Raw genomic sequence first — 22,010 nt, 5'->3', positions numbered from 1 at the left:
GCGTCAGACCGGAACGGTGTAGTTGAGCGTCATGCGCCCACCGTCCACAGTCACGATCTCGCCGGTCACATAGCTGGCCGCATCGCTGGCCAGCCAGGCCACCACATCGGCAATCTCGGACGGCTCGCCCAGCCGCTTCATGGGCGTGCGGCTCATGATCTTGTTCTTGGCCTCATCGCTGGTCAGCACGGCCTTGGCGGCCAGCTCGGTGGCGATGGTGCCCGGCGCCACCGCGTTCACTCGGATGTTCTTGTCGGCCAATGCCAGCGCCATCACCCGCGTGAGCTGGTTCACACCGCCTTTGCTCACGTTGTAGCTGGAGATATTGGGAATGGTCAGCACACCGTTGACCGAGCTCATGTTCACGATCGAACCGCCTCCCGATACCACCATGGCCCGCGCCACCGCCTGGCCGACCAGGAACGAGCCCTTGAGGTTGACCCGCAGCACCGCGTCAAAGTCGGCCTCGGTTACCTCCAGAAAGTCTGCCGCGCGAAAGATGCCCGCGTTGTTCACGAGCACGTCGATGCGCCCATGGGCCGCCAGGGTCTGGGCCACCAGTGCATCCACCTGCGATTTATCGCCCACATCGCAGCGCACATACAACGCGCCCAGCTCCTGTGCCAGCGCCTGGCCACGCGCATCGTCCACGTCGACGATCACCGGCTTGGCGCCTTCGGCCGCAAAGCGGCGGACACAGGCCTCGCCAATGCCTTGGGCGCCACCCGTGACGACGCAGACGCGGCCCTGATGACCGAAGTGGATGGACGATGTAGAAAGTGCTTGGGTGGGAAGGTTCATGGGCGGTGATGGTAGCGGCTTGAACAGGATGCAGGGCCGACGGCGCATTTGGGCTTCGTTGGGATGACATCGTTAGTGCTAGATACGATGTATATTATGTTAACTATCAAATACACACTCTGTGCGGTGTCGAACAGACACTCCACGACCCCCAACCGCACCATGCGTCGGCCTTGGGGGCACCTGCTGTGGCGGCGTTCTCCCAAGTCTTCCTTCCGAAAAGTCCGTCTGGACTGGTTCCAACGCCTCCCACCAAAACGCGAGCGCCGCTGCGTTGAAAGAACCCATGACCACTTACCTTGCGTGTTTAGGCACCCGCCCTGAGATCATCAAGATGGCACCGTTGCATCGCGAGCTAAAGCTGCGTGGCCACCGCGTGGTGGTGCTCCACACCGGGCAGCACGCCGAGGTGGCCGAGGTGCTTTACCGATTTTTTGACATGGGGCCAGACCTGCGCTTGGCACTGGAGCGGCGCACACCGAGGTTGGGCGACCTCACGGCGCTGTTGCTGGAGGGAGTGGACAGGCTGGTGAACGAGACCCAGCCCGATGTGGTGCTGGTGCAGGGCGACACGACGTCTGCGCTGGTCGGAGCGCTGAGCGGCTACTACAACGACAAGCCGGTCGCCCACATCGAGGCGGGTTTGCGCACAGGCACGCGCGAGCCGTTTCCGGAGGAAAAAAACCGGGAGCTGATTGCACGGCTCGCCCACTGGCACTTCGCACCGACGGCGCGGACCCGGGACAACCTTTTGCGCGAAGGCATAGCAGACGCCTGTATCTCCGTCGTCGGCAATACGGTGATTGACGCGGCGCGCTGGACGCAGGAGCGCCTGCAGACCAATGCATCGTCCGCGCCTTCTGTCTTGTCGTCCGGTTTGTCTTCAGTGGTACCAGCCATGGTCGCAGAGTTTCTAGATCAGCAAATTAACCAGCGGCTTCTGTTGGTGACCGCCCACCGCCGAGAGAACTGGGGCGACCCCATACGCAATATCGCCACTGCCATCGGGCAGTTGCTGGCGGCCCATGGCGATCTGGTTGTGGTCTGGCCGCTTCACCCCAACCCAGCCGTCAGTCAGGCGGTGAGGCCGATGATCGACGCATTGCCGGACGACCTGCGCCAACGGGTGTGTCTGACCGAACCCATGGACTACCCTGCCCTCATCAGCCTGCTGCAACGCTGTTACTTCACGCTGACGGACTCGGGCGGCATTCAGGAAGAAGCCTCTGCGCTGAGGCGGCCAGTGCTGATTGCGCGCGACAGCACCGAGCGGCAGGAGCTGGTGGAAGCTGGTGGTGCGGTACTGGTTGGCACAGATATCCGCCGCATGGTGACTGAGGCGGCACGCCTGCTGCGCGACGATGGGGCGTACCGCAGCATGCAGCTGGAAAGCAGCCCGTTTGGCGATGGTCACACCGCGCAGCACATTGCAGACCGGCTCTGCACGGTGGACTGACAGCGCTTGCGGCCCCACCACCATCCAAGATGGTGCGGGGACGACGGCCGGTCAGGCGGTAGCTGTATCCAGCGCCGCGGGTGCGGTCAGCAGTTGGCTGACCTCTTTGGCAAACCGGCTGGCCATCCGCTGCGCCCTGAGTGCAGTACGGCACTCCACCAGCACCCGCACAACAGGCTCGGTGCCCGAGGCACGCAGCAGCACCCGCCCATCGTCGCCCAGCAACTTTTCGGCCCGCAGCTGGAAGTGGGGCATCCAGGCGTTGTCGGCCATCCCCGCACCACGGGTCACGGGCACATTGACCAGGCACTGAGCGTTCATGCGCAGATCGCTGCACAGCTGCGACAAGCTGCGCTGCGAGCGCTTCATGGCAGCCACCACCCGCAAGGCTGACATCACGCCGTCGCCGGTGCTGTGCCAGTCTAGCCCGATCAGGTGGCCCGAGCCCTCGCCGCCCAAGCGCCAACCCCGCTGCTTGAGCAGCTCCAGGACATGTCGGTCACCCACGGCAGACCTTGCAAAGTCCAGCCCACGGCGCAGCAGCGCTTGCTCCAGCCCCTGGTTGCTCATCACCGTGCCCACCACCCCACCCTGCAAGCCATCGTTGGTCTGGGCATCCACGGCCAGCACGTACAGCAGCTCGTCACCCGCATAGATGCGGCCCTCGCTGTCCACCATCACCAACCGGTCTCCATCGCCGTCCAGCGCCACGCCGACATCTGCCTGGTGAGCCAGCACGGCCTCGCTCAGGTGCTTGGGCGACGTGGCGCCCACGTTGTCGTTGATGTTCTGCCCATCAGGCGTGGCGCCCACCGCAACCACCTCCGCGCCCAACTGTCGGAACACCTCGGGGGCGATGCGGTGGCAGGCGCCATGGGCGGCGTCGATGACGATCTTCATACCCTGCAGGTGCAAACCTGCCGGCAATGCCTGCCTGCAAAACTGGATGTACAGATCGGAGGCCTCCGGCAGCAGGGACACGCGGCCCAACCGTGACGATGGCAAACAGACCATGGGCTGGACCATGGTGCGTTCGATCTCGGCCTCCATGCCGTCGGGCAGCTTGTCACCTGTGGCCGAAAAGAACTTCACCCCGTTGTCCTCACAAGGGTTGTGCGATGCACTCACCACCACACCCGCCTGGTAGCCGCGCAAGCGCGTCAGGTAGGCCACGCCGGGTGTGGGCAACTCGCCGCACATCACTGTGTCCACACCGGCCGCAGAAAACCCCGCCTGCAAGGCCGCCTCAAACATGGGGGCCGACCCGCGCGTGTCGGTGCCCACTGCCACCACAGGTCGCGGGTTCAGTCCCGTGTGCTGACGGCTAAGCAGCTGGCCGCAGGCGTGTGCCAGCCGCATGATGGTCTGGGGGGTCATGGGCTCCATACCCACTGGGGCGCGCACGCCGTCGGTTCCGAACATCTTTTGCGTTGTCATGGGTAGTCCTGTTGAATGAGATTCGCCAGATAACCCGCACCCCAGGCCAAGGCGAACACCGACGGTGGGGCCTTGGACCGAAACGGTCTGTGCGCTATCGAACCCGCCACGTTATGTACGGTATCGAACAGACAGCGCTGTGCCTACACGCTGACCATGGCTTTTCATGCCACGGATCACCCATTGACACCAGACTCTCTAGCTCCCAAGTGCCTTCATCTGTCACAGACCCACTCTGGCCTGAAGCGCTGGATAGGCAACGCTCTGGCGTGCTTCGTTCTTGCAGCACCACTTTGTACGTCGGCGGCTGTGCTCGATCTGGAGGGGTATGCCGATACCTCGGGCGCCATCTCGGTGCAGCACCAGGGCGACACGGTAGATCCCTACTTTGCCTTGCAGGCACTGTTGCTGGCTCACAGCCATGGGCTGGATATTTCCACGCCTGCCAAGGCCTGGGGCGCCTGGCTGGTACAGCGGCAAAAGCCCGACGCGACCTTTGACCGTTTTTGCCGCAACGGCCCTGTGTGGGCCCCATGTAAAACCGCCGATGCCGACGACTCTGTACTCGGCCTGTGGCTGGCGTTCATGGACAGCATGCCTGCCTCACAACGCAGCCAGGCCAGTTGGGTGCGCAGCCGCATGGCTACCAGTGCGGCGCTGGCCAAGTTGGTAGACCCCAACCGGGGAATTTACCTGGTCTCACCGGTGTACCAACATGGGTTGCTCATGGACAACCTGGAGCTGTGGGCCTACCCGCTCACCCACAAGGCGGCACAAAACGCGCGCCACCCCAACTTCACCAAAACTCTGGCGGTCGTGTTCTGGGACGATCAGCGCAAGCGCTACCTGGTTTCCACCCAGCCCGGACAGCGTGAGACCGCACATGCCTTCTACCCCGACGCCGTGGCGCAGATCTTTCCGCTGTTGGTGCGTTTTCCGCTGATCCCTGGTGGGGCGCCCGCGCATTACCGCCGCTGGATGGCTGAGCACCGCAACGAATGGCTGGCCCAGGTGAAGGACGACTTTGCCTGGGGTCTGGTGGCTGTGGTGGCACTGCAGCAAGGCGACATCCCCTCTGCCCGCTGTTGGCTTCGTACCGCCCTGCCCCATCGGCACGGCGCCCACTGGACGGTGACGGACGAAGTCGCCGCGCAAATCCTGCAGTCCAAGTCCATCACTGCCGCCGTGGACACAACTAACTGCACCAGTCCTCGTCACACCCCCGCACGGTCACCATGAACACCCACTACATCCACCGCCCTGTCCCGTCCCTTGTTCTGGCACTGGGGTTGCTGGCCCATGCCTTACCTGCAGCCCATGCGCAAGACGTTGCAGACCTGCCGGCCCCGGTCCGGGGCATTGAGGCCTACACCAGCCGCCACACCCTCACCAACGGGTATGGCAACTGGCATGAAGCTGGCGTGCGCGGCCAATGGGGTGTGAACAGCCAGTTGCTCGGCATGGAAATCGCCACCATGCGGCGGTTTGGAGAGTCGGGCCGGTTCATCGGGCTGTCGGACACTATGACCTGGAACGAAGACTGGTTCTCCATGCTATCGGTGGGCGCAGGCGATGGTGCTGCTTACCTGCCGCGCTACCGTGTGGACGGGTTCATCAACCGCAAGTTGCTGCCCACACGCCAATGGGTGGCCACCCTGGGGGCAGGTTACTACCGAGCGCCAGACGGCCACATCGACCGCAACATCAGCCTCGGGTCCACTTACTATTTCGATCTGCCGTGGGTGGTACAGGCAGAAATACGCTTCAACAACAGCTCCCCCGGTGGCGTGCGTACCCATCAGCAGTTTGTGGCGGCCACCTGGGGGCGCGTGCACCACACGCAGATCATTGCCCGCCACGGCTGGGGGGCCGAGGGCTATCAGGCCATTGGCAATGGGGTATCTCTGGTCAACTTTGACAGTCGCCAGTCACAGCTCACACTGCGGCAGTGGCTGGGCCCACAGTGGGGCATTACTGCGGGCGTAGAGCGCTACCGCAACCCCTACTATTCCCGCAACGGCGCCAAGCTGTCGCTGTTTTGGGAACTGCCCTAGGTTGTCCGAGCCTGCAGCGTCTAAGCGACAGCGCCTGACATGACCCGTTCATAGGTCTCCAGATCCTGGTCAAAGCACCCACAGCTTTGCGCCAGCAATGCCTCTCGGTCCAGCACAAGGATATGCCCGCGCGTGTACTGGATTACACCGCTCTCTTGCAGCTTGCCGGCCGCCAGCGTCACACCGGCCCGGCGTACCCCCAGCAGGTGCGCCAGCGTCTCGTGCGTCATCTGAATGTCGGGGGTGCGCAGCCGCGTTTCGCTCATCAGCAGAAACCGCGCCAGACGCTGCTCCAGCGAATGAAAGTGCCCGCAGGCCACCATCGTGCCCATTTGCGATAGCTCGACATATAGATAGCGGGTGGTCAGCAGGCTCAGCGTCCGGCTGGCCAAACAATGGCTGCGCCACGCATCCAGCTGGATTCGCCATGCCTGGCCTGCCCCCGAAACCACCGCATCAAAGGCCGAGGCCGTCACCCCCAGCCCTGCGCTGGCACCCAACATGCCCTCAAAGCCGATCTGTCCGGCCTCGAAGTGCCGCGCGCCCTCCAGGTTGGAGAGCAAAGAGATCATGCTGTTGGTGGGAAAGTACACATGGCCGAGTCGTTCACCCGCTCGCCCCAATACTTGCTGGCTTTCCAGTTCGACCCACTCGGCAACGGACAGCAGGCGCGACCGCTCTGTAGGCCGCAAAAGGGCCAGCAGTCGGTTCGCGAGGGATTGGTCGATGTGCGGCTTCTTGACAGCAGGACGGGATCGTTTTGAATTCTCGGAGGGCACACCGTCTCTGTCTGTCTGCTGGCGCACATGGAGCTTACGCAGGCCCGCCCTCATGCCGCCGTGCTCCCGCCCAACACGGCTTTGGTGCGAAGATAGAAACCCAATTCGTTGATGGTGACCAGGCTGCGGTTGGCCGCAAAGGTTTTTTCCATGGCCGCCAGTTGAGTACGCGCCTGACTGCCCTGCCCTCGAAGCGCGGCAACGTACCCGAGGATGGCCCACGGGAAAGGGTCATAGCGCCCGGTTTCCCAGCCTGGTGAGCGCGTGTTGAGGAAGTTCCACCCTGCTGCAAACAGCCCGGTCAGCTCGCGCAATCCAAAGGCCTGCGGGTACACCTGACAAGTGGTGCCAGGGTAAAACTGTGCGCTGGGTGCCAGCGCGGCGTCGCTGGCCAAAAATGACTGCTCTGGGGCCTTGTAGAGCTGGCGCGCAATGCCTTCTGCGGTATTGGTCGCCAGCAGGTCATAGTAGTTGGCTTCAGACAGTTCGCTGCGCGACCTCAGCACCGCCGCAAAGTCGCGCAGACCTCGGTAACCTTCGCAGTTGTCCATGAGGTAGCCGCTGGCGTTGGTCTGGCTGCGCGGCGCCTGAAACACTGCAGTCAGCCCCGAAGACTTGGCAGTCAATGCCAGGTTGCGGTAAGCGATATTTTTGAGGGCCGCTTTGCGCGCCTCCCACCAGGCCCAATTGCCACTGGCCGCCACATAGCGCGACGCCAGGGACAGAAAGGTGGATGCATAGGCGTCGTCCGAGTCAGCCAGCACCTTCTTGACCACCGAGGTATTGGCCCGGCCATAGGGGAACTCAATATCCGCAATGGTGCTGGTGGCAGGATCGGTGCTGGCCAGGTACAGATTCAGATACGGGAGGACGTATGTTTCCAGATCCGGCGCACTGAGCATGGGCACCAAGGGCAACAATCCCAGGTTGACGAAGTACCAGTTCAGGCGTCCATTGGGCGCCAGCTCGTAGCCACCGGCATAGGGACCCGACAGGATGCGCAACGCCTTGATCTCCGCTACAGCATCGATGGGCGCGCGAGCTTCTGACGCCCAGCTGGCCGAACACAAAAGCAACCCAGCCCCCAAGGCTGGCACCTTTTCTAGCAATGAACGACGCCGCATGTGCACGATCTCCGAACGCAAGCCCGGACACCGCTTTCAACATCTGGAGAGCAACAGCGCAAAAAGAAGCGCACTGCCAGGAAGGCCGACACCCCCGGGTAAAGGGTGGCGTACTTATTTTGCAGAAGATGCCTCCGATTTCTTCACTGCGTACGCAGGCGTACAGACAGGTGAACCTGGCAGCGCCGCAGAGGGTACGGCTGAACAGACCCGACAGGGGAATGAGCGCCCTAATGTGTAGCGGACAAGGGGGCCGTGCTGGCCGCCCATGCATACAGAGCCACAAACACCATCATGTCGAAAAGCGCCCCGCAACACAGGTACAGCACGGGCATAAATACCACCGACAAGTGCTGCAGAACCAGCAGGTGCACCATGGCTTGCTGCGGCACCATGACCCCAAAGAACAACAAGATAAGCAGGGTATGCACGACCTTGGCCTGCCAGCTGATCTGCAGCGGGTAGTAGCCGAGCGCCATCAGCACCGGTATGGCCAGAATGAGCAGATAGCCAGCATCCAGCAGGTCCATGACATGGTTCAGCACCAAGTGCGGGAACGGCATCGGCGCAAACCAGAAGTACAGCAGCGCCAGCGCCTGCACCACGCACAGCACCCGCACCAGATACTGCGCGGGAAGCCATCGCCCTCGCAGGCGCAGTGCCAGCCCCCAGGCCACCACAGTCAGCACGGCAGCCAGGGCAGCACCAGTGGTGATGGACAGCCCCAGGTCACCCGCGCCTGGCAACCAGCTTATCCCCAACAGGTCCTGGCGTGATGACACTGCCGCTGGCTGCAGCGGCATATGCAGCCACCGCGCCCAGGTGAGCAGGTAGCTGCGCCAAAAACCGTACAGAGGCTCCCGCAAAGCGTAGATCAAAGACAACCACACCACCGGCAGCCCCACCATTTGCAAAAGCAGCCATGGGTTGAGCCGGATGCGGCTGAGAGCGCGGTGGGGCAACTGGTGCCTGTGGGTTTGTTGGGCCTGCGCCAACAGGCCGCGCGCAGCATTGAAAGCCAGCTCGCGGTCTTGGCGGCTGTGGGGAGTAACGGTGGGATGTGGCAAGGGGAAGCCCTCTGTGGCGCTTTAGCAGATGGAACAATGCGAGGGTGCAGGCCACCGACCAGCCATGCAATGCGGGTGCGCCGCGTTCACGCCGACCACACAATGCCCAGTTGGCGGGCCCACACGGTGCCATGCGCCCGGGCGCCCGCCTCCGCCATGATGGTTTCTGCGCTGACGGTGGTGAGGGCCTGCGGCGAGCCCACCTGTACCCCAGCGCCGAGCAGGATGCCCGATTCGGACACCACGGGTCCGGCCACCTGGGCATGGTCCAGGAGCTGGATCTGCTTTTCACTGCATAGCGAGCCCTGCACCCGCGCGTGGTCGCCCATGACGATGCCTCCACGGGCTTTCACGTCGCCTTCAATCACGGTGCCAGCCCCAATGAGCAAACGCCCCGTGACCACCAGCGAGCCGTGATACCGGTGCGTGCGTGGCAGCTTACAGTCGCCGCGCACGAGCGTCACATGCTCGCTCTGGCGAAGCGCACCCTCCAGCCGATCAAAGCTGGCCTCGATCAAAGGCGCATGCTCCCGTTCAGGTTGCAGGGCCGCATCACCACCAAAGCGGATGTGTGGCGCCTGGATCCGCTCAAAACAGCAATCGGCCTCCAGCTCCACGGCGGTCGATGAAGACAGGCGCCGCAGCCCCGAACAGCCCTGAGCCAGATGCAGGGACGCGTCGGCATGTGCCCACTGCCCCACATCGCTACCCGCACCCAGCCGGATACGGCCCTGCGCTAACAGGCCCACAAAACGGCTGCGGGCCGGTGCTTCGAAGTCACCATGCACGAACAGCGGTGCAGCACATTGGATCGCTGTCTGCGGCTTGACCGAGCCCAGGCAAACCAGGGGTCGCAGCATGCCGGCCCAGTTCACGCCCTCCAGTGACACCGGCGCAAAATCAAACTCGTTGGCATAAGGACCCGGCACTTGCGCCTGGTGGGCCTGCACCAGCGCGCGGAACCGGTCAGCGAAATGGTCGATGTCGGTGGTGTAGTGCGGCAACACCTGCAACGCCTCGGTATCGGTGGGGTGCCGCCACTCGCGCCAGGTGGGACCAAAGGCAATCACCATCAATCCCGAGCTGATCAATACAAAGGCCAGGTAGAACAAGGCGGTGTTCATTGTTCGACGCTCGGTTGCCGGTAGCGCACGGTCTTGTCCCACACCATGTCGCGGCGCAGCAGCTTGTCCATCAACTGCCCCCACACCGATGACGATATGGCAAACAGGCTGATCACGAAGCCCAGCAAGCTGAGCGGCAGCAGCCGTAACCGCCTGCGTTTGCCGTCCAGCAGCACCGCTACGGCGATCTCAAAGAACGCGGCAAAGTTGCCCAGCGTGCCATAGGCCATGAGCGCAAACAAGGAGATCAGCCCCGTCAGCATGTCCCCGGCATTGAAAAAATACAGGCCCAGCGCCAGCAGCCAACCCACCAGCAGCAACGGCGGCAGCACAAATACCCACAAAAGCAGCAGCCCGTCCAGGCGTTCTCGCCAGCTCAGGTAAGGACTGAATGCAAAGCGCAAGCCATAGCGCACCATCACCTGGTTGTGCCCCTTGGCCCAGCGCTTGATCTGCTTGATGCGCACCTGCCAGTCCTGAGGCACCTCCTCATAGCACTCGGACCTATTGGTGTAGACAGTCTTCCAGCCGTTGAGCAACAGCCGATAGGTAATGTCCGTGTCTTCGGCCAGCGTATCGTCGTGCCAGCCGCCCACCGCGGCCACAGCCGAGCAGCGCACGCCACCCACGGTGCCGCCGTACTGGGGCACCAGACGAAGGTTCATACGGGCCTGCTGGTCCACCTGGTAGCCGCCGCTTCGCTCCAGATCCAGCATGCGTGTGAGCAGGTTCACCCCCGTATTGACCGGCACCACACGGCCCATCACTGCCCCCACCTCGGGGTCGAAAAATGGCGCCACTAGCTGCTTGAGCAGCCCACGGCCGGGCACATAGTCGGCATCGAAGATGATCACAATGTCGCCCTGCGCATGCTGTAGGGCATCCTTGAGCGCTGCGGCCTTGCCTGGCTTGCCCTTGGTACGGTGAAACGGCACGATTCGCCCAGGGTAACGGCCTACCCAGTCATCGATGATGGCGCGGGTGCCATCGGTAGACCGGTCGTTGACCGGCACCACCTTCAGCCGGTCGAGCGGGTAATTGGTGTCCAGCAGGGCCTGCAAGCATCCGGCGATCACCTGTTCTTCGTTGTGGGCAGCGATGAAAACCGTGATCAGCGGCCAGTCTGCCTGATCGATGTCCAGGTACGGATGGCGCTGGTGCCCTAGCAGGCGGTTCAGTGTGAGCACTCCATGCCGGGTGGCATACACCATCATCACCACGATGATCATGGCCAGCAGCGCCGCCATGGTGGACAGCACCGCATATGCCACAGGGCCAGGCACCCACCGCTGACTCTGCGCTTCGATGGATTCAAGAGGCTGCGTCATCGGGGCCGCCCACGTACTGGCGCTGCCCAACAGGGTGGCAAATGCCGTCGCAAACCACAGCCACCGCGCCGGTGGAATTTGGGCTGCAGCGCTCCGCTCGGCAGGACCAAGCTGCCGGCTCTCTCGATTCACGTGCATAGAACGCCTTTTGTTCCGACCACTGCTGGACCCTGCGCGCAGGACGTGGAGTGGCGGCGTCTTGCGACCCCGTTACGTCACACCCTGCAGGGATGTGAGACGGAATGTAAGCAGCAGGCGGGACACGGTCTGTTCGATGGCGAACACAGGCAAAGTCCAAGTGCAAAAGGGCCGTGGATGGGGCTCAACGCACCCGTGCCGTCAGTCGCCCTCCACCCGCTGCCAAGCTATCGGGTCAGCGATGGCGATGGATTGGACGAGACAGTCGCCTCGCGGTTTGCAAATTCGAACGCTGCATGGGTGCTCAGAAACACCCTGCCCTTCAAACGCAGCCCCAACGGCGTTATCTGCAGGCGGTCCAGCACAGGCCCTTTGACCTCTGCCAGCAGCAATGCCACGCCGCGCTGGGCCAGGCTGCGCTCCAGGTCGGTGAGCACACCCAAGGCTGTGGTGTCGATCTGGTTGATGGCCGAGCACACCAACAGCACATAGTGCGTGTCAGGCTGTGCCGCCACCAGAGACTCCACCTTATCGAGCAACGCGTCCGAATTGGCGAAATACAGGCTTTCGTCGACCCGCACGGCAATCAGGCCGGGTTCGGTAGTGACTGCATGGCGGGCGACGTTGCGGAAATGCTCCGTGCCTGGCACGCGCCCCACGACCGCAATGTGCGGATGGCTGCTGCGCCACACCAAAGTGCCCAGCGACAACGCCACCCCCATCAGGATGCCAACTTCCACGCCCAAAGCGATCACGCCCCCTGCGGTGGCCAGCAGGGCCATGGCATCCGCCTTGTCGTAATGCCAGGCCTCGCGCAGTGTCTCGACGTCAATCAGGGACACCACCGCCACGATGATGGTGGCCGCCAGCACGGCATGGGGCAGATAGTGAAACAGCCCGGTCAGCGCGGCAATCACCACACCCATCAGCACAGCAGAAATGACACCTGCCAGGGGCGTGTTGGCTCCGGCGGCAAAATTGACGACCGAGCGCGCAAAGCCGCCCGTGACGGGGAAACCGCCCGACAGCGCACTCGCGACATTGGCCGCTCCCAAGCCCAGCAGCTCCCGGTTGGGCTGAATGCGCTGCTGCCGCTTGAGCGCCAGCGATTGCGCTACCGACACACTTTCCACAAAGCCCACCAGCGAGATCAGCAGCGCAGGCAGCCACAGCGAGCCCACAGACGACATAGATACTGCCGGCAGCCCAAGCTGTGGCAGGCCCTGGGGCACCGTGCCGACAATGCTGACCCCTGCCGTCTGGTCCCAGCGCATGGCGGCCACCAAGGCGGTGGACACCATCACCGCCAGCATCGGCGCCAGTTTGGATGCGATGTCTGCCAACCGAGGGCTGGCGCCCAGGCGGACCAGCCACGGGGACAAGGACTTGCGCGCCAGCACGAGAAACAACACGCTGCCCGCACCAATGCCCAGCGTGACCAGGTTGGTTGCGGGCGCCGCGTGCGCGAGCTGCACCACGGTGTCAAAGACGTCGGTACCGCCGGCCTTTACCCCCAGCAGGTGCTTGACCTGGCCCACAGCGATGAGCACTGCCGAGCCGGAGATAAACCCGCTGATGACCGGATGGCTCAGAAAATGAGCCAGAAAGCCCAGCCGCAATGCGCCAAATAGCAGCAACATGCCTCCTGACAGGAGTGACAGCAGCATGGCCAGCGTCACGTAGTCGGGCGAGCCAGCCGCCGCCAGCGGCTGCAGGGCGCTCGCCGTCATGAGCGAGGCCACCGCCACGGGCCCCACAGCCAGAGTCATGCTGGAGCCCAGCATGGCGTAGGCAATGATGGGCAGGATGCTGGCGTACAAGCCGACCTCGGGGGGCAAGCCCGCCAGCAGCGCGTAGGCCAGGCTCTGCGGGATCAGCATGACCGTCACGATCACACCGGCAACCATGTCCCCGGAGAACCAGGACTTCTGGTAGTTGCGGATCCAACCGGGGATGAAGTTCATGATGGCTCCCGGGTGATCAGGACGCCTCGGCATCCAGGGTCTGCGTCAGTCCAAACAACTGGGCAGACCTGGCACCCGAACGGCAAAACGCCAACGTGGGTTTGGGGGCGGAGATCACGACCTTGTGCATGGCCCTTACCTGTTCCGGGGTGATGGAACCGCTCACAACCGGCAGGTACACGTAATGAAGTCCGGCCACCGTGGCGGCGCGCTCCATTTCAGGGCTGGTGGGTTGTGCGCCACCGCCCTCCCCGTCGGGCCGGTTGTTGATGATGGTCTTGAAGCCCTGCTGGGCCAAAGCAGCAAAGTCCGTAGTGGCCAGCTGCGGCGACACAGCAAAGTCGGGGGTCAGGGCAATGATCTGCAGCGGCATGTCAGCGGGCTCCGGTCTGGGTAGGTGGGGCGCGGTGGGACTTGCGTTCGGCCAGTTCAAACAGCCACATGCCCGCCAGCATCGCGATCACAAACACCATGGCTTTGGGCTGGCCTGCACCCGCCGAAACGATGGCGGGCCCCGGGCAAAAACCGGCGATGCCCCAGCCCGCTCCAAAGATGAGGCTTCCGACCACCAGACGGCGGTCAATGTCACGCGACGTGGGCAAGTGCATGGCGCCGCCCAGGAAGCTGGTGGTCCGCTTCTTGGCTACGGCGAAGGCAAACACGCCCACCGCAATGGCTCCGCCCATCACAAATGCCAGCGATGGGTCCCACAAGCCAGCCAAGTCCAGGAAGCCCAGCACTTTGCCGGGATCGGTCATGCCCGAGACGATCAGGCCCAGTCCGAAGATCAGACCCACCACAAACTCTGTAATGCGATTTTTCATAGCGATCAATGCTCCGAGGTAGGCTAGGTCAGCCCAGCGCGTGCCGGATGAGAAAGACGGTGACAAACCCGGCCCCCATGAAGGCCAGGGTGGCCACCAGGGACCGGGGCGACATGCGCGAGAGTCCGCACACCCCGTGGCCGCTGGTGCAGCCCGATCCGTAGCGGGTACCGACACCCACCAGCAGGCCAGCGATCACCACCATGCCCCAGCTCGCATCAATGCGCGGCTGCGTGGGGCCGACTACCAGCCAATAGAGAATGGGGGCTACCAGCATGCCCAGCAGAAAAGCCAGGCGCCAACCAATGTCCCCAGCGCGGGGGCGCAACAGCCCGCCCACAATGCCGCTGATGCCCAGAACGCGTCCGTTGAGGAGCACAAAAAGCGCCGAGGCAAGGCCCAGCAAAACGCCGCCAGCGAGCGCAGCCCAGGGGGTGAAATGGGTCCAGTCGATCAGCATGGCTTGCTCTCCTGGGCGGGGCCACAAAATTGTTCAAACAGCACGTTCATCACCGCCAGGGCCTGGGGGCTGGCGATCTCGTAATAGATGTTTTTGCCGTCACGGCGCGTGTTGACGAGGCCCTCCTCGCGCAATACGCCCAGCTGCTGCGACAAGGTGGGCTGGGAGATGCCCACCAACTCTTCCAGTTCACCCACACGCTTTTCACCCTGCGTCAGCTGACATAGCAGCAGCAGGCGGTCGGGGTTGGACAACACCTTCATCAAGCGACAAGCGCTGTCGGCGGACCTGCGCAAGGTTTCCAGGTCCATTTGTGCTTCTGCGTGCATGGTCGCGCGCTCCTTTTCAAATTCGATGTTGATATTCTATTGACTAACAATATATACGTCAATAAACTATCAACATCGAAATTAAATACGGAGCCCTTCGATGAAACCCCAGATAGAAGCCTTCTTTGATGACTCCACCTGGACGGTGAGCTATGTGGTGTTTGATCGGTCTGGCGGCCACTGCGCGGTGGTGGATTCGGTGCTGGACTACGACCCGAAGTCGGGCCGCACCCGCACACAGTCTGCCGACAAGATCGTGGAGTTTGTGCAAAGTCAGGGGCTGACGGTGCAATGGATTCTGGAAACCCATGCCCACGCGGACCACCTGTCGGCCGCGCACTACCTTCGCGACAAGTTGGGTGGAAAAATCGCCATTGGTGCGTCCATCACCCAGGTGCAGGACGTGTTCAAGAAGGTGTTTCATCTGGAGCCCGGGTTCCACCCCGATGGCAGCCAGTTCGACCAGCTGCTGCACGACAACGAGGTCTTCCACATCGGCCAGCTGGAGGCCCAGGCGCTGGCAGTGCCCGGTCACACGCCCGCCTGCATGGCCTACCAGGTGGGCGACGCTGTGTTTGTGGGAGACACCCTCTTCATGCCCGACGTGGGCACAGCGCGCTGCGACTTTCCCGGCGGCAATGCCCACACGCTGTACCAGTCGGTGCGCAAACTGCTGAGCCTGCCGGATGAAACCCGCCTGTTCATGTGCCACGACTACCCACCCGCAGGGCGCGCCGTGGCCTGGCAAACCACCGTCGCCGACCAGCGTGCCAAGAACATCCATGTGCATGACGGGGTGACCGAAGACGCCTTTGTGGCGCTGCGCACCCAGCGCGACGCGACGCTGGAAATGCCCGTGCTGATCCTGCCCTCGGTGCAGGTCAACATCCGCGCAGGGGAAATGCCACCGCCGGAAGCCAATGGCGTGACCTATCTCAAGATTCCCGTCAACGCGCTGTGACACGCTGCCGCATCTGTACCACCCTACCCACTGCAGGAACGCCGATATGAAAACAGCCCACGATCTCGTCACCGCCGCCAAGGCCCTGGTGCAAGAGGTCCCAGTGGACCAGGCAGACGAAGCCATCCGCGCCGCCGACGTGCTGATCGATGTGCGAGAGTCGGACGAGTACCAGGCAGGACACATCCCGGGCGCGATTCACGCATCGCGCGGGGTGCTGGAGTTCCGCCTCAGCAGCACGCCCGAACTCAGCGCGCGCGACCTCAAGGTGGTGCTGTACTGCAAGACCAGCGGCCGGGCTGCACTGGCCGCGCGCGCCATGCACGACATGGGCTATCTGCAGGTGCAGTCCATTGCTGGCGGCTTTGACGCCTGGGTGGCTGCAGGCAAGCCTGTCGCGGCGCCTGCGTCTCCCTCATTCGACTGACCGAGCAGCGAGCGCATTCCGCGTTCGCTGCGCTTGTGCAACCAGGGCCCATCCCGGGCCACAACCTCAGAGCAAGGAAATCATCATGAACATCAACGTAGGAACCGTGGACCGCGTGCTGCGCGTCTTGGCAGGCCTGGTCCTGATCGCACTGGCCGCCACCGGCACGGTGGGCTGGTGGGGTTGGCTGGGCGTGGTGCCACTGGCCACCGGACTGTTTCGCTTCTGCCCGGCTTACACGCTGCTTGGCATCAACACCTGTTCCATGAAGAAATAAACCACCGGCAGGCGCCGGCACACGCAGAGGCCGGTGCCCTCAAGGCCCCAGCAAGGAACCATTCCATGAGTACGTTCGACCACACCAGCCTGATCCAGGGCATCAACGAAAGCCTGGCCACCTTCCGCAAAGCACAGCTTGACGCCATGCGGGGCTTCGCTCAGCTTGCGCAGGCCTCGATGACTGAAGGGGTGTTGACCAGCAAGCACAAGGAGCTGATTGCCCTGGCCATTGGCGTCACCCAGCGCTGCTCCGGGTGCATCGGTTTTCATGTCAAGGCACTGCAAAAGCTTGGTGCCACCCGCGCAGAGCTGGAAGAGATGCTGGCCGTGTGCGTTTACATGGGCGGTGGCCCGGCACTCATGTACACGGCCGAGGCCCTGAAGGCCTGGGACACCATGGCCGCCGCCAGCGCACCCGCCGCAGCCTGACGCAGCGGCCCTGCCATCCGTCCGCCGCCGTCTCGCGCTCGACACCCCGGCGGTCCATCCGTCAAACCGATGGTGATAAATCGGTTTACATTTTGGCCATCTATCCGCGAGACTGTTACCAAAACAGGAGGGGGTGTCCATGCAATCTCATCGTCGTCATGGGTTGAAATTGGCGTTGTCCAAGGCATGGACGGCATGGGTGGTCGGTGCGGCGTTGCTGGCAACAACCAATGTGCAGGCGCTGGAGCCACCCACAGGCCCCGTCGTCCTGACCATCGACGGCGCCATCACCCAGACCAACCGGGGTCAGCAGGCGCAGTTCGACATGAAGATGCTGGAGAAGCTGCCGCAGCACAGCTTCTCCACCCAGACACCCTGGTACCCCAGCGCTGTCACGTTCACTGGCCCCCTGCTGCGCGATGTGCTGGCAGCGGTGGGCGCCAAGGGCACCAAGATCACCGCCGTTGCCCTGAATGACTACAAGACCGAGATCCCGGCAGACGACGCCACGCGGCATGACGTGATCGTGGCGCGCCTGATGAACAACCGGCCCATGCCCATCCGCGAAAAAGGCCCGCTGTTCATCGTGTACCCGTTTGATACCAAGGCCGAGCTGCGCAGCGAGCTGTACTACAACCGGGCGGCCTGGCAGCTCAACGCACTGCACATCCGGTAGCCGCCCTCCCCGCTTCCCGCCCCATCTATGCTGCGCAGCCAACACATCCTGCGGCTCATCATTGCCGGGCTGGTGTTGGCCTATGTCGCTATTGCGGCGGTGCAGTACAGCCAGTACCGCAGCGTGGAGGCCGTCATGCGGCGCGGCGATGTGAATGCGCTCTGGTCGTTCTTGCAGCTCAATGTGGAATATGAAAAGCTGGACCATGCGCTGCACCAGTTCGAGCTGGACCCCACCAGCATTACCATGGACCGGCTGGAGCTGCGGTATGACCTGTTCCTGAGCCGATTCAGCGCCTTGGAAAGCGGCACCTCGCGCACGCTGATGCAGGACGAGCCCATCTACAGCAATGCGCTGGCCGCCCTGCAGCGGTTTGTGGCAGCGGGCGACAGCTACTTTGGCGCCAGTGTGGATGCCCTCTCCAGCCAGACCAACATGCGGCGCCTGCGCACCGAGCTGGACGGCCTGCGTGAGACGGTGCAAGAGCTGTCGCTCAGCGCTTCGCGCGTGTCGGCCCTGCTGGGCGATTCCCGCAACGCCGAGGTCAAACACCAGACTTTGCTGACCACCGGGCTCACTGCATTCCAGGCCCTGCTCACGTTTTTGCTCGCCTTTGCCATGGCGCGGCAGTTCCTTCAGCGCGAAAAGGCGACGGCCCAGGCCATGGCGGCGCAGAACGAGCTGGTGGATGCCCTTAAGCGCAACGAGGAGGTGCTGGAGGCGCGCGTGGCCGAGCGCACGGTGGAACTGCAAAAAGTCAACGCAGCCCTGCGCGAACATGAGGACGAGCTGGAGATTGCCCGCGCCCGTGCGGAGGACGCCTCGCAGATGAAGTCGGACTTCCTGGCCAACATGAGCCACGAGATCCGCACCCCAATGAACGCGGTGATCGGCATGAGCCACCTGGCCCTGGGCACCGACCTCACACCGCGCCAGCGCGACTATGTCGAAAAGATCCAGCGCTCCGGCCAGCATCTGCTCGGCCTGATCAACGACATCCTGGACTTCAGCAAGATCGAAGCGGGCAAGCTCGAAGTGGAGGTGGTGGACTTTGACCTGCGCGGCGTGCTGGACAACGTGGCCAACCTGGTCAGCGACAAATGCGCGCACAAGGGTCTGGAGCTGCTGTTCGATGTGGACCCGGCCCTGCCCGACGACCTGTGCGGCGACCCGTTGCGCCTGGGGCAGATCCTGGTGAACTACGCCAACAACGCCGTCAAATTCACCGACAAGGGCGAAATCATCGTGCGCGTCACCGAAACATCGCGCGACGACACCGGAGTCCTGCTGCGCTTTGAGGTGCAGGACACCGGCATCGGCCTGACTCCCGAGCAGCAGTCGCGGCTGTTTCGCTCGTTCGAACAGGCCGACACCTCCACCACGCGCAAATACGGTGGCACCGGGCTGGGGCTGGCCATCTCCAAGAAGCTGGCTGGCTTGATGGGCGGTGAAGTGGGGGTACAAAGCCAGCCTGGAGTGGGCAGCACCTTCTGGTTTACCGCCCGCCTGGGGCTGGGCAACCCCAGCCATGCCCCCCTGCTGCCCACCCCCGACTTGCGCGGGCGGCATGTCTTGGTAGTGGACGACAGCGAGCAGGCCCGGCATATCCTGGGCGAGATGCTGGCCCGCATGAGCTTTGCCGTCACCACGGCATCTTCCGGCGAGGAGGCGGTGGCCCAGGCCCGCGCCGCCGAACAGGCCGGTCGCCCCTGCGAGATCGCATTCGTGGACTGGAAGATGCCCGGCATGGACGGGTTTGACACCCACCGCGCACTTGCCCGCCTGCAGTACCCGCCACTCACGGTCATCGTGACCGCAGCAGGCCGCGACGATGTGCAAAGCGAACTGGAACGCGCCGGGCTGCAGCTGATGCTGTCCAAACCCGTCAGCCCCTCGCAACTTTTTGATGCCGCCATGCAGGCGCTGGGCGGGCAGGTCCGGTCGTCCGACGGGCGTGGCACACAAACACCCCGGCGCGCTGCGCACCTTTCCGCCATTGCTGGCGCACGGGTGCTGCTGGTGGATGACAACGACCTGAACCAGCAGGTGGGCGCCGAGCTGCTGAGCGGCGCCGGCCTGTTGGTGGACGTGGCCCAGAACGGGCAGGTGGCGCTGGACATGCTCGCCCAAGCCCCCTACGACCTGGTGCTGATGGACATGCAAATGCCCGTGATGGACGGCCTGACCGCTACCCGGCACCTGCGCCAGAACCCGGCCTGGGCCCAGTTACCCGTGCTGGCCATGACGGCCAACGCCATGAGCCGCGACCGTGACCTGTGCCTGGAAGCGGGCATGAACGGTCACCTGGCCAAACCCATCGACCCGGACGAACTGTTTGCTGCCCTGCTGCAATGGATTGCACCCCGATCCACCGGTGCGGACGAGGCTGACCGCGAAGGCGGGGACCCTCAGGGGCAGCCAGCTGGCGCCCCTTCCAACTCCGACACAGCGCCCCACTCCACAGCTGCGCTTCCCACCGATGACGCACTGCGCCGCATCCCAGGGCTCGACGTGACCGCCGGCCTGCGGCGTGTGCTGGACAAACGGCCTGCCTACGAAGGCCTGCTGCGCAAGTTTGTGGCGGGGCAAGCGCAGGCGGTCCAAGCCACCCGTACTGCCCTGGCTGCCGGGCTGCACGACGAGGCCCAGCGCGCCATGCACACGCTCAAAGGCACGGCCGGCACCATTGGCGCCACCGCACTGGCAGCCCTGGCGCAGCGTGCGGAAGAAGCCATCGCCCAGAAGGCCTCGCCCGAGCTGGCAGAGCCACTGCTGGAGCCCGTGGAAGCGGCTTGCCAGGCGCTGGTCACTGCGCTGCAGCAGGCCCTGCCCGCAGAGGAGGTTGCGGGCGCGGACGCTGCGCCTGGCCTGCAGATCGACGCCTCCGCTGCGCGTGCGCTGGTGGCGCAGCTCGACGCACTGCTGTCCGACGACGATTCCGACGCCATCGAAATCTTCAGGCAATCCACGTCCACCCTGCAGGCCCTTCTGGGGCCGGCGTATGGCCAGATGAAGCGATCGCTGGACAGCTACGACTTTGTGGAGGCACTGGCCATACTGCGCCAGGCCCCCGAGGCGCACAATGACAACAAGGAGGACCCGGTCCATGAATAGCCCATTCGCACCCAGCGGCAAATGCACGGTGCTGGTCGTAGACGACACGCCCGACAACCTCTCGCTGATGAGCGACCTCCTGCGCACCGACTACAAGGTCAAGCTTGCGCCCAGTGGCGAGCGCGCCCTGCAGATTGTGGCGGGCGACAGCAAGCCCGACCTGATCCTGCTGGACATCATGATGCCGGACATGGATGGCTACGAGGTGCTGCGCCGCCTGCAGTTCAACCCCGACACTGAAGACATCCCCGTCATCTTCCTCACCGCCATGAGCGCGGCCGATGACGAAAGCATTGGCCTGGAACTGGGTGCGGTGGACTACATCACCAAACCCATCAACCCGGCCATCGTGATGGCCCGGGTGCGCAACCACCTTCAGCTCAAGCGCGCGCGCGACTTCCTGGCCCAGCACAACCACTTTCTGGAGCAGGAGGTCGCCAACCGCACCCGGGCGATGGCCGAGCTGCAGGACGCCACGATCCGCGCCATGGCCTCGCTGGCCGAAACGCGCGACAACGAAACGGGCAACCACATCCGGCGCACGCAGCACTACATGGAAGCGCTGGCCCGCCACCTGCAGAACCACCCGCGCTTCAAGGATGAGCTGACCGACGCCGCCATCGAGACCATCTTCAAGTCCGCCCCGCTGCACGACATCGGGAAGGTGGGCATCCCCGACCGCATCCTGCTCAAGCCCGGCAAGCTCACGCCGGAAGAGTTCGAGATCATGAAGACGCATACCACGCTGGGGCGCGACGCCATCATCGCGGCCGAGACGGGGACCACACAGGACAACCCGTTTTTCCGGTATGCCAAGGAGATCGCCTACAGCCACCAGGAGAAATGGGACGGCTCGGGCTACCCCGAAGGCCTGGTGGGCAACACCATTCCACTGTCAGCGCGGCTCATGGCCGTGGCCGACGTGTACGACGCACTGATTTCCGAACGCGTCTACAAGCCCGCGTACTCCCACGAGCAGGCGGTAGAGATCATTCGCGACGGCCGGGGGAGCCACTTCGACCCCGACATGGTCGATGCCTTCCTAACCCTGTCCGAGGAGTTCCGGCGCATTGCCCAGCAGTTTGCCGATGCCGAGCCTGCGCGGCTGGCCCAGGTGGACCGCCTGGCCGCCGATCTGCCCATGGAGCGCATCGAACTGACCTCGCGCGAAGAGCCGCTCTGAATGGCAGTGCCCCGCGCCTTACCGTGGCGCAGCACTGAGGCACGGCATTCGGTGGC

The 22,010-nt window shown here is 63.7% G+C and carries 22 protein-coding genes; 10 read left to right on the top strand and 12 right to left on the bottom strand.

Annotation, left to right across the window (positions count from 1 at the left end):
• Window positions 1–3 precede the first annotated feature (3 nt).
• A complete protein-coding gene (locus AC07X4_RS04270; protein WP_494739351.1) occupies window positions 4–801 on the bottom strand; it encodes an SDR family NAD(P)-dependent oxidoreductase in 798 nt (265 codons plus the stop codon).
• A gap of 286 nt (window positions 802–1,087) precedes the next feature.
• Between AC07X4_RS04270 and wecB the strand changes: the two genes are divergently transcribed.
• On the top strand, window positions 1,088–2,257 hold the full coding sequence (gene wecB / locus AC07X4_RS04265; protein ID WP_494739350.1) for a non-hydrolyzing UDP-N-acetylglucosamine 2-epimerase: 1,170 nt from the start codon (window positions 1,088–1,090) through the stop codon (window positions 2,255–2,257).
• Between the two features lie 51 nt (window positions 2,258–2,308).
• Here the strand turns inward: wecB and glmM are convergent, their stop codons facing one another.
• Window positions 2,309–3,694, bottom strand: coding sequence for a phosphoglucosamine mutase (gene glmM, locus AC07X4_RS04260; RefSeq protein ID WP_494739349.1), 1,386 nt, complete (start codon window positions 3,692–3,694; stop codon window positions 2,309–2,311).
• 309 nt (window positions 3,695–4,003) lie between these two features.
• Between glmM and AC07X4_RS04255 the strand changes: the two genes are divergently transcribed.
• Window positions 4,004–4,933, top strand: a complete 930-nt coding sequence (locus AC07X4_RS04255; protein ID WP_494739348.1) for a hypothetical protein — start codon at window positions 4,004–4,006, stop codon at window positions 4,931–4,933.
• Window positions 4,930–5,748, top strand: a complete 819-nt coding sequence (locus tag AC07X4_RS04250; protein ID WP_494739347.1) for a YaiO family outer membrane beta-barrel protein — start codon at window positions 4,930–4,932, stop codon at window positions 5,746–5,748. The genes AC07X4_RS04255 and AC07X4_RS04250 overlap by 4 nt, the downstream gene beginning before the upstream one ends.
• Window positions 5,749–5,768: 20 nt before the next feature.
• On the opposite strand, the gene AC07X4_RS04245 is transcribed toward AC07X4_RS04250, so the two are convergent.
• The 10 genes from AC07X4_RS04245 to AC07X4_RS04200 all read right to left on the bottom strand — a co-directional run bounded on the left by AC07X4_RS04245 (window position 5,769) and on the right by AC07X4_RS04200 (window position 14,885).
• Window positions 5,769–6,581, bottom strand: a complete 813-nt coding sequence (locus AC07X4_RS04245) for a Crp/Fnr family transcriptional regulator (protein ID WP_494739346.1) — start codon at window positions 6,579–6,581, stop codon at window positions 5,769–5,771.
• Window positions 6,578–7,651: a hypothetical protein gene (locus AC07X4_RS04240; RefSeq protein ID WP_494739345.1), complete on the bottom strand. Its 1,074-nt coding sequence runs from the start codon at window positions 7,649–7,651 to the stop codon at window positions 6,578–6,580. The genes AC07X4_RS04245 and AC07X4_RS04240 overlap by 4 nt, the downstream gene beginning before the upstream one ends.
• Window positions 7,652–7,881: 230 nt before the next feature.
• The gene (locus tag AC07X4_RS04235) at window positions 7,882–8,718 is read right to left on the bottom strand and encodes a hypothetical protein (RefSeq protein WP_494739344.1); all 837 of its coding nucleotides are present in this window, start codon (window positions 8,716–8,718) and stop codon (window positions 7,882–7,884) included.
• An 86-nt stretch (window positions 8,719–8,804) separates the two neighbouring features.
• Window positions 8,805–9,842, bottom strand: a complete 1,038-nt coding sequence (locus AC07X4_RS04230; RefSeq protein WP_494739343.1) for a bactofilin family protein — start codon at window positions 9,840–9,842, stop codon at window positions 8,805–8,807.
• Window positions 9,839–11,170, bottom strand: a complete 1,332-nt coding sequence (locus AC07X4_RS04225) for a glycosyltransferase family 2 protein (RefSeq protein WP_494739342.1) — start codon at window positions 11,168–11,170, stop codon at window positions 9,839–9,841. The genes AC07X4_RS04230 and AC07X4_RS04225 overlap by 4 nt, the downstream gene beginning before the upstream one ends.
• 365 nt (window positions 11,171–11,535) lie before the next feature.
• Window positions 11,536–13,272, bottom strand: a complete 1,737-nt coding sequence (locus AC07X4_RS04220; RefSeq protein ID WP_494739341.1) for a SulP family inorganic anion transporter — start codon at window positions 13,270–13,272, stop codon at window positions 11,536–11,538.
• Window positions 13,273–13,288: 16 nt separating this feature from the next.
• The gene (locus AC07X4_RS04215) at window positions 13,289–13,645 is read right to left on the bottom strand and encodes a protein tyrosine phosphatase family protein (RefSeq protein ID WP_494739340.1); all 357 of its coding nucleotides are present in this window, start codon (window positions 13,643–13,645) and stop codon (window positions 13,289–13,291) included.
• 1 nt (window position 13,646) lies between these two features.
• Complete coding sequence (locus AC07X4_RS04210) at window positions 13,647–14,096, bottom strand: DUF6691 family protein (RefSeq protein WP_494739339.1); 450 nt, start codon at window positions 14,094–14,096, stop codon at window positions 13,647–13,649.
• Between the two features lie 28 nt (window positions 14,097–14,124).
• Entirely contained in the window at window positions 14,125–14,556 is a 432-nt protein-coding gene (locus AC07X4_RS04205; RefSeq protein WP_494739338.1) for a YeeE/YedE family protein, read from the bottom strand.
• Complete coding sequence (locus AC07X4_RS04200) at window positions 14,550–14,885, bottom strand: ArsR/SmtB family transcription factor (protein WP_056062726.1); 336 nt, start codon at window positions 14,883–14,885, stop codon at window positions 14,550–14,552. Before AC07X4_RS04200 ends, AC07X4_RS04205 begins: the two co-directional genes overlap by 7 nt.
• Before the next feature lie 100 nt (window positions 14,886–14,985).
• Here AC07X4_RS04200 and AC07X4_RS04195 point away from each other — a divergent pair, with 100 nt between their 5' ends.
• The 7 genes from AC07X4_RS04195 (at window position 14,986) to AC07X4_RS04165 (ending at window position 21,954) form a co-directional block, all read left to right on the top strand.
• Window positions 14,986–15,846 (top strand): MBL fold metallo-hydrolase, encoded by an 861-nt coding sequence (locus AC07X4_RS04195; protein ID WP_494739337.1) that lies wholly within the window; start codon window positions 14,986–14,988, stop codon window positions 15,844–15,846.
• 46 nt (window positions 15,847–15,892) lie between these two features.
• Window positions 15,893–16,273 carry a rhodanese-like domain-containing protein gene (locus AC07X4_RS04190; protein ID WP_436077327.1) on the top strand — a complete coding sequence of 127 codons (381 nt, stop codon included), beginning with the start codon at window positions 15,893–15,895 and terminating at the stop codon, window positions 16,271–16,273.
• Window positions 16,274–16,358: 85 nt separating this feature from the next.
• Window positions 16,359–16,550 carry a YgaP family membrane protein gene (locus tag AC07X4_RS04185; RefSeq protein WP_116749842.1) on the top strand — a complete coding sequence of 64 codons (192 nt, stop codon included), beginning with the start codon at window positions 16,359–16,361 and terminating at the stop codon, window positions 16,548–16,550.
• 65 nt (window positions 16,551–16,615) lie between these two features.
• Window positions 16,616–16,981: a carboxymuconolactone decarboxylase family protein gene (locus AC07X4_RS04180; RefSeq protein ID WP_494739336.1), complete on the top strand. Its 366-nt coding sequence runs from the start codon at window positions 16,616–16,618 to the stop codon at window positions 16,979–16,981.
• Window positions 16,982–17,120: 139 nt separating this feature from the next.
• Complete coding sequence (locus AC07X4_RS04175; RefSeq protein WP_494739335.1) at window positions 17,121–17,657, top strand: putative pterin-binding protein; 537 nt, start codon at window positions 17,121–17,123, stop codon at window positions 17,655–17,657.
• Window positions 17,658–17,684: 27 nt separating this feature from the next.
• Entirely contained in the window at window positions 17,685–20,771 is a 3,087-nt protein-coding gene (locus AC07X4_RS04170; RefSeq protein ID WP_494739334.1) for a hybrid sensor histidine kinase/response regulator, read from the top strand.
• Window positions 20,764–21,954 (top strand): response regulator, encoded by a 1,191-nt coding sequence (locus AC07X4_RS04165; RefSeq protein WP_056062707.1) that lies wholly within the window; start codon window positions 20,764–20,766, stop codon window positions 21,952–21,954. Before AC07X4_RS04170 ends, AC07X4_RS04165 begins: the two co-directional genes overlap by 8 nt.
• The last annotated feature ends 56 nt before the right edge of the window (window positions 21,955–22,010 follow it).

The sequence above is a fragment of the Acidovorax sp. GW460-11-11-14-LB4 genome, assembly GCF_059423685.1.
Note: the sequence above shows the minus strand (reverse complement) of the source record. Positions and strands in the feature narration are given on the sequence as shown.

What these genes read in the sequence shown, in the direction of transcription:
- glmM (WP_494739349.1), bottom strand. Translation starts at nt 3,694, where the DNA reads ATGACAACGCAAAAGATGTTCGGAACCGACGGCGTGCGCGCCCCAGTG.
- AC07X4_RS04215 (WP_494739340.1), bottom strand. Translation starts at nt 13,645, where the DNA reads ATGCCGCTGCAGATCATTGCCCTGACCCCCGACTTTGCTGTGTCGCCG.
- AC07X4_RS04250 (WP_494739347.1), top strand. Translation starts at nt 4,930, where the DNA reads ATGAACACCCACTACATCCACCGCCCTGTCCCGTCCCTTGTTCTGGCA.
- AC07X4_RS04190 (WP_436077327.1), top strand. Translation starts at nt 15,893, where the DNA reads ATGAAAACAGCCCACGATCTCGTCACCGCCGCCAAGGCCCTGGTGCAA.
- AC07X4_RS04185 (WP_116749842.1), top strand. Translation starts at nt 16,359, where the DNA reads ATGAACATCAACGTAGGAACCGTGGACCGCGTGCTGCGCGTCTTGGCA.
- wecB (WP_494739350.1), top strand. Translation starts at nt 1,088, where the DNA reads ATGACCACTTACCTTGCGTGTTTAGGCACCCGCCCTGAGATCATCAAG.
- AC07X4_RS04170 (WP_494739334.1), top strand. Translation starts at nt 17,685, where the DNA reads ATGCTGCGCAGCCAACACATCCTGCGGCTCATCATTGCCGGGCTGGTG.
- AC07X4_RS04210 (WP_494739339.1), bottom strand. Translation starts at nt 14,096, where the DNA reads ATGAAAAATCGCATTACAGAGTTTGTGGTGGGTCTGATCTTCGGACTG.
- AC07X4_RS04175 (WP_494739335.1), top strand. Translation starts at nt 17,121, where the DNA reads ATGCAATCTCATCGTCGTCATGGGTTGAAATTGGCGTTGTCCAAGGCA.
- AC07X4_RS04245 (WP_494739346.1), bottom strand. Translation starts at nt 6,581, where the DNA reads ATGAGGGCGGGCCTGCGTAAGCTCCATGTGCGCCAGCAGACAGACAGA.
- AC07X4_RS04195 (WP_494739337.1), top strand. Translation starts at nt 14,986, where the DNA reads ATGAAACCCCAGATAGAAGCCTTCTTTGATGACTCCACCTGGACGGTG.
- AC07X4_RS04240 (WP_494739345.1), bottom strand. Translation starts at nt 7,651, where the DNA reads ATGCGGCGTCGTTCATTGCTAGAAAAGGTGCCAGCCTTGGGGGCTGGG.
- AC07X4_RS04165 (WP_056062707.1), top strand. Translation starts at nt 20,764, where the DNA reads ATGAATAGCCCATTCGCACCCAGCGGCAAATGCACGGTGCTGGTCGTA.
- AC07X4_RS04220 (WP_494739341.1), bottom strand. Translation starts at nt 13,272, where the DNA reads ATGAACTTCATCCCCGGTTGGATCCGCAACTACCAGAAGTCCTGGTTC.
- AC07X4_RS04270 (WP_494739351.1), bottom strand. Translation starts at nt 801, where the DNA reads ATGAACCTTCCCACCCAAGCACTTTCTACATCGTCCATCCACTTCGGT.
- AC07X4_RS04205 (WP_494739338.1), bottom strand. Translation starts at nt 14,556, where the DNA reads ATGCTGATCGACTGGACCCATTTCACCCCCTGGGCTGCGCTCGCTGGC.
- AC07X4_RS04200 (WP_056062726.1), bottom strand. Translation starts at nt 14,885, where the DNA reads ATGCACGCAGAAGCACAAATGGACCTGGAAACCTTGCGCAGGTCCGCC.
- AC07X4_RS04225 (WP_494739342.1), bottom strand. Translation starts at nt 11,170, where the DNA reads ATGACGCAGCCTCTTGAATCCATCGAAGCGCAGAGTCAGCGGTGGGTG.
- AC07X4_RS04180 (WP_494739336.1), top strand. Translation starts at nt 16,616, where the DNA reads ATGAGTACGTTCGACCACACCAGCCTGATCCAGGGCATCAACGAAAGC.
- AC07X4_RS04230 (WP_494739343.1), bottom strand. Translation starts at nt 9,842, where the DNA reads ATGAACACCGCCTTGTTCTACCTGGCCTTTGTATTGATCAGCTCGGGA.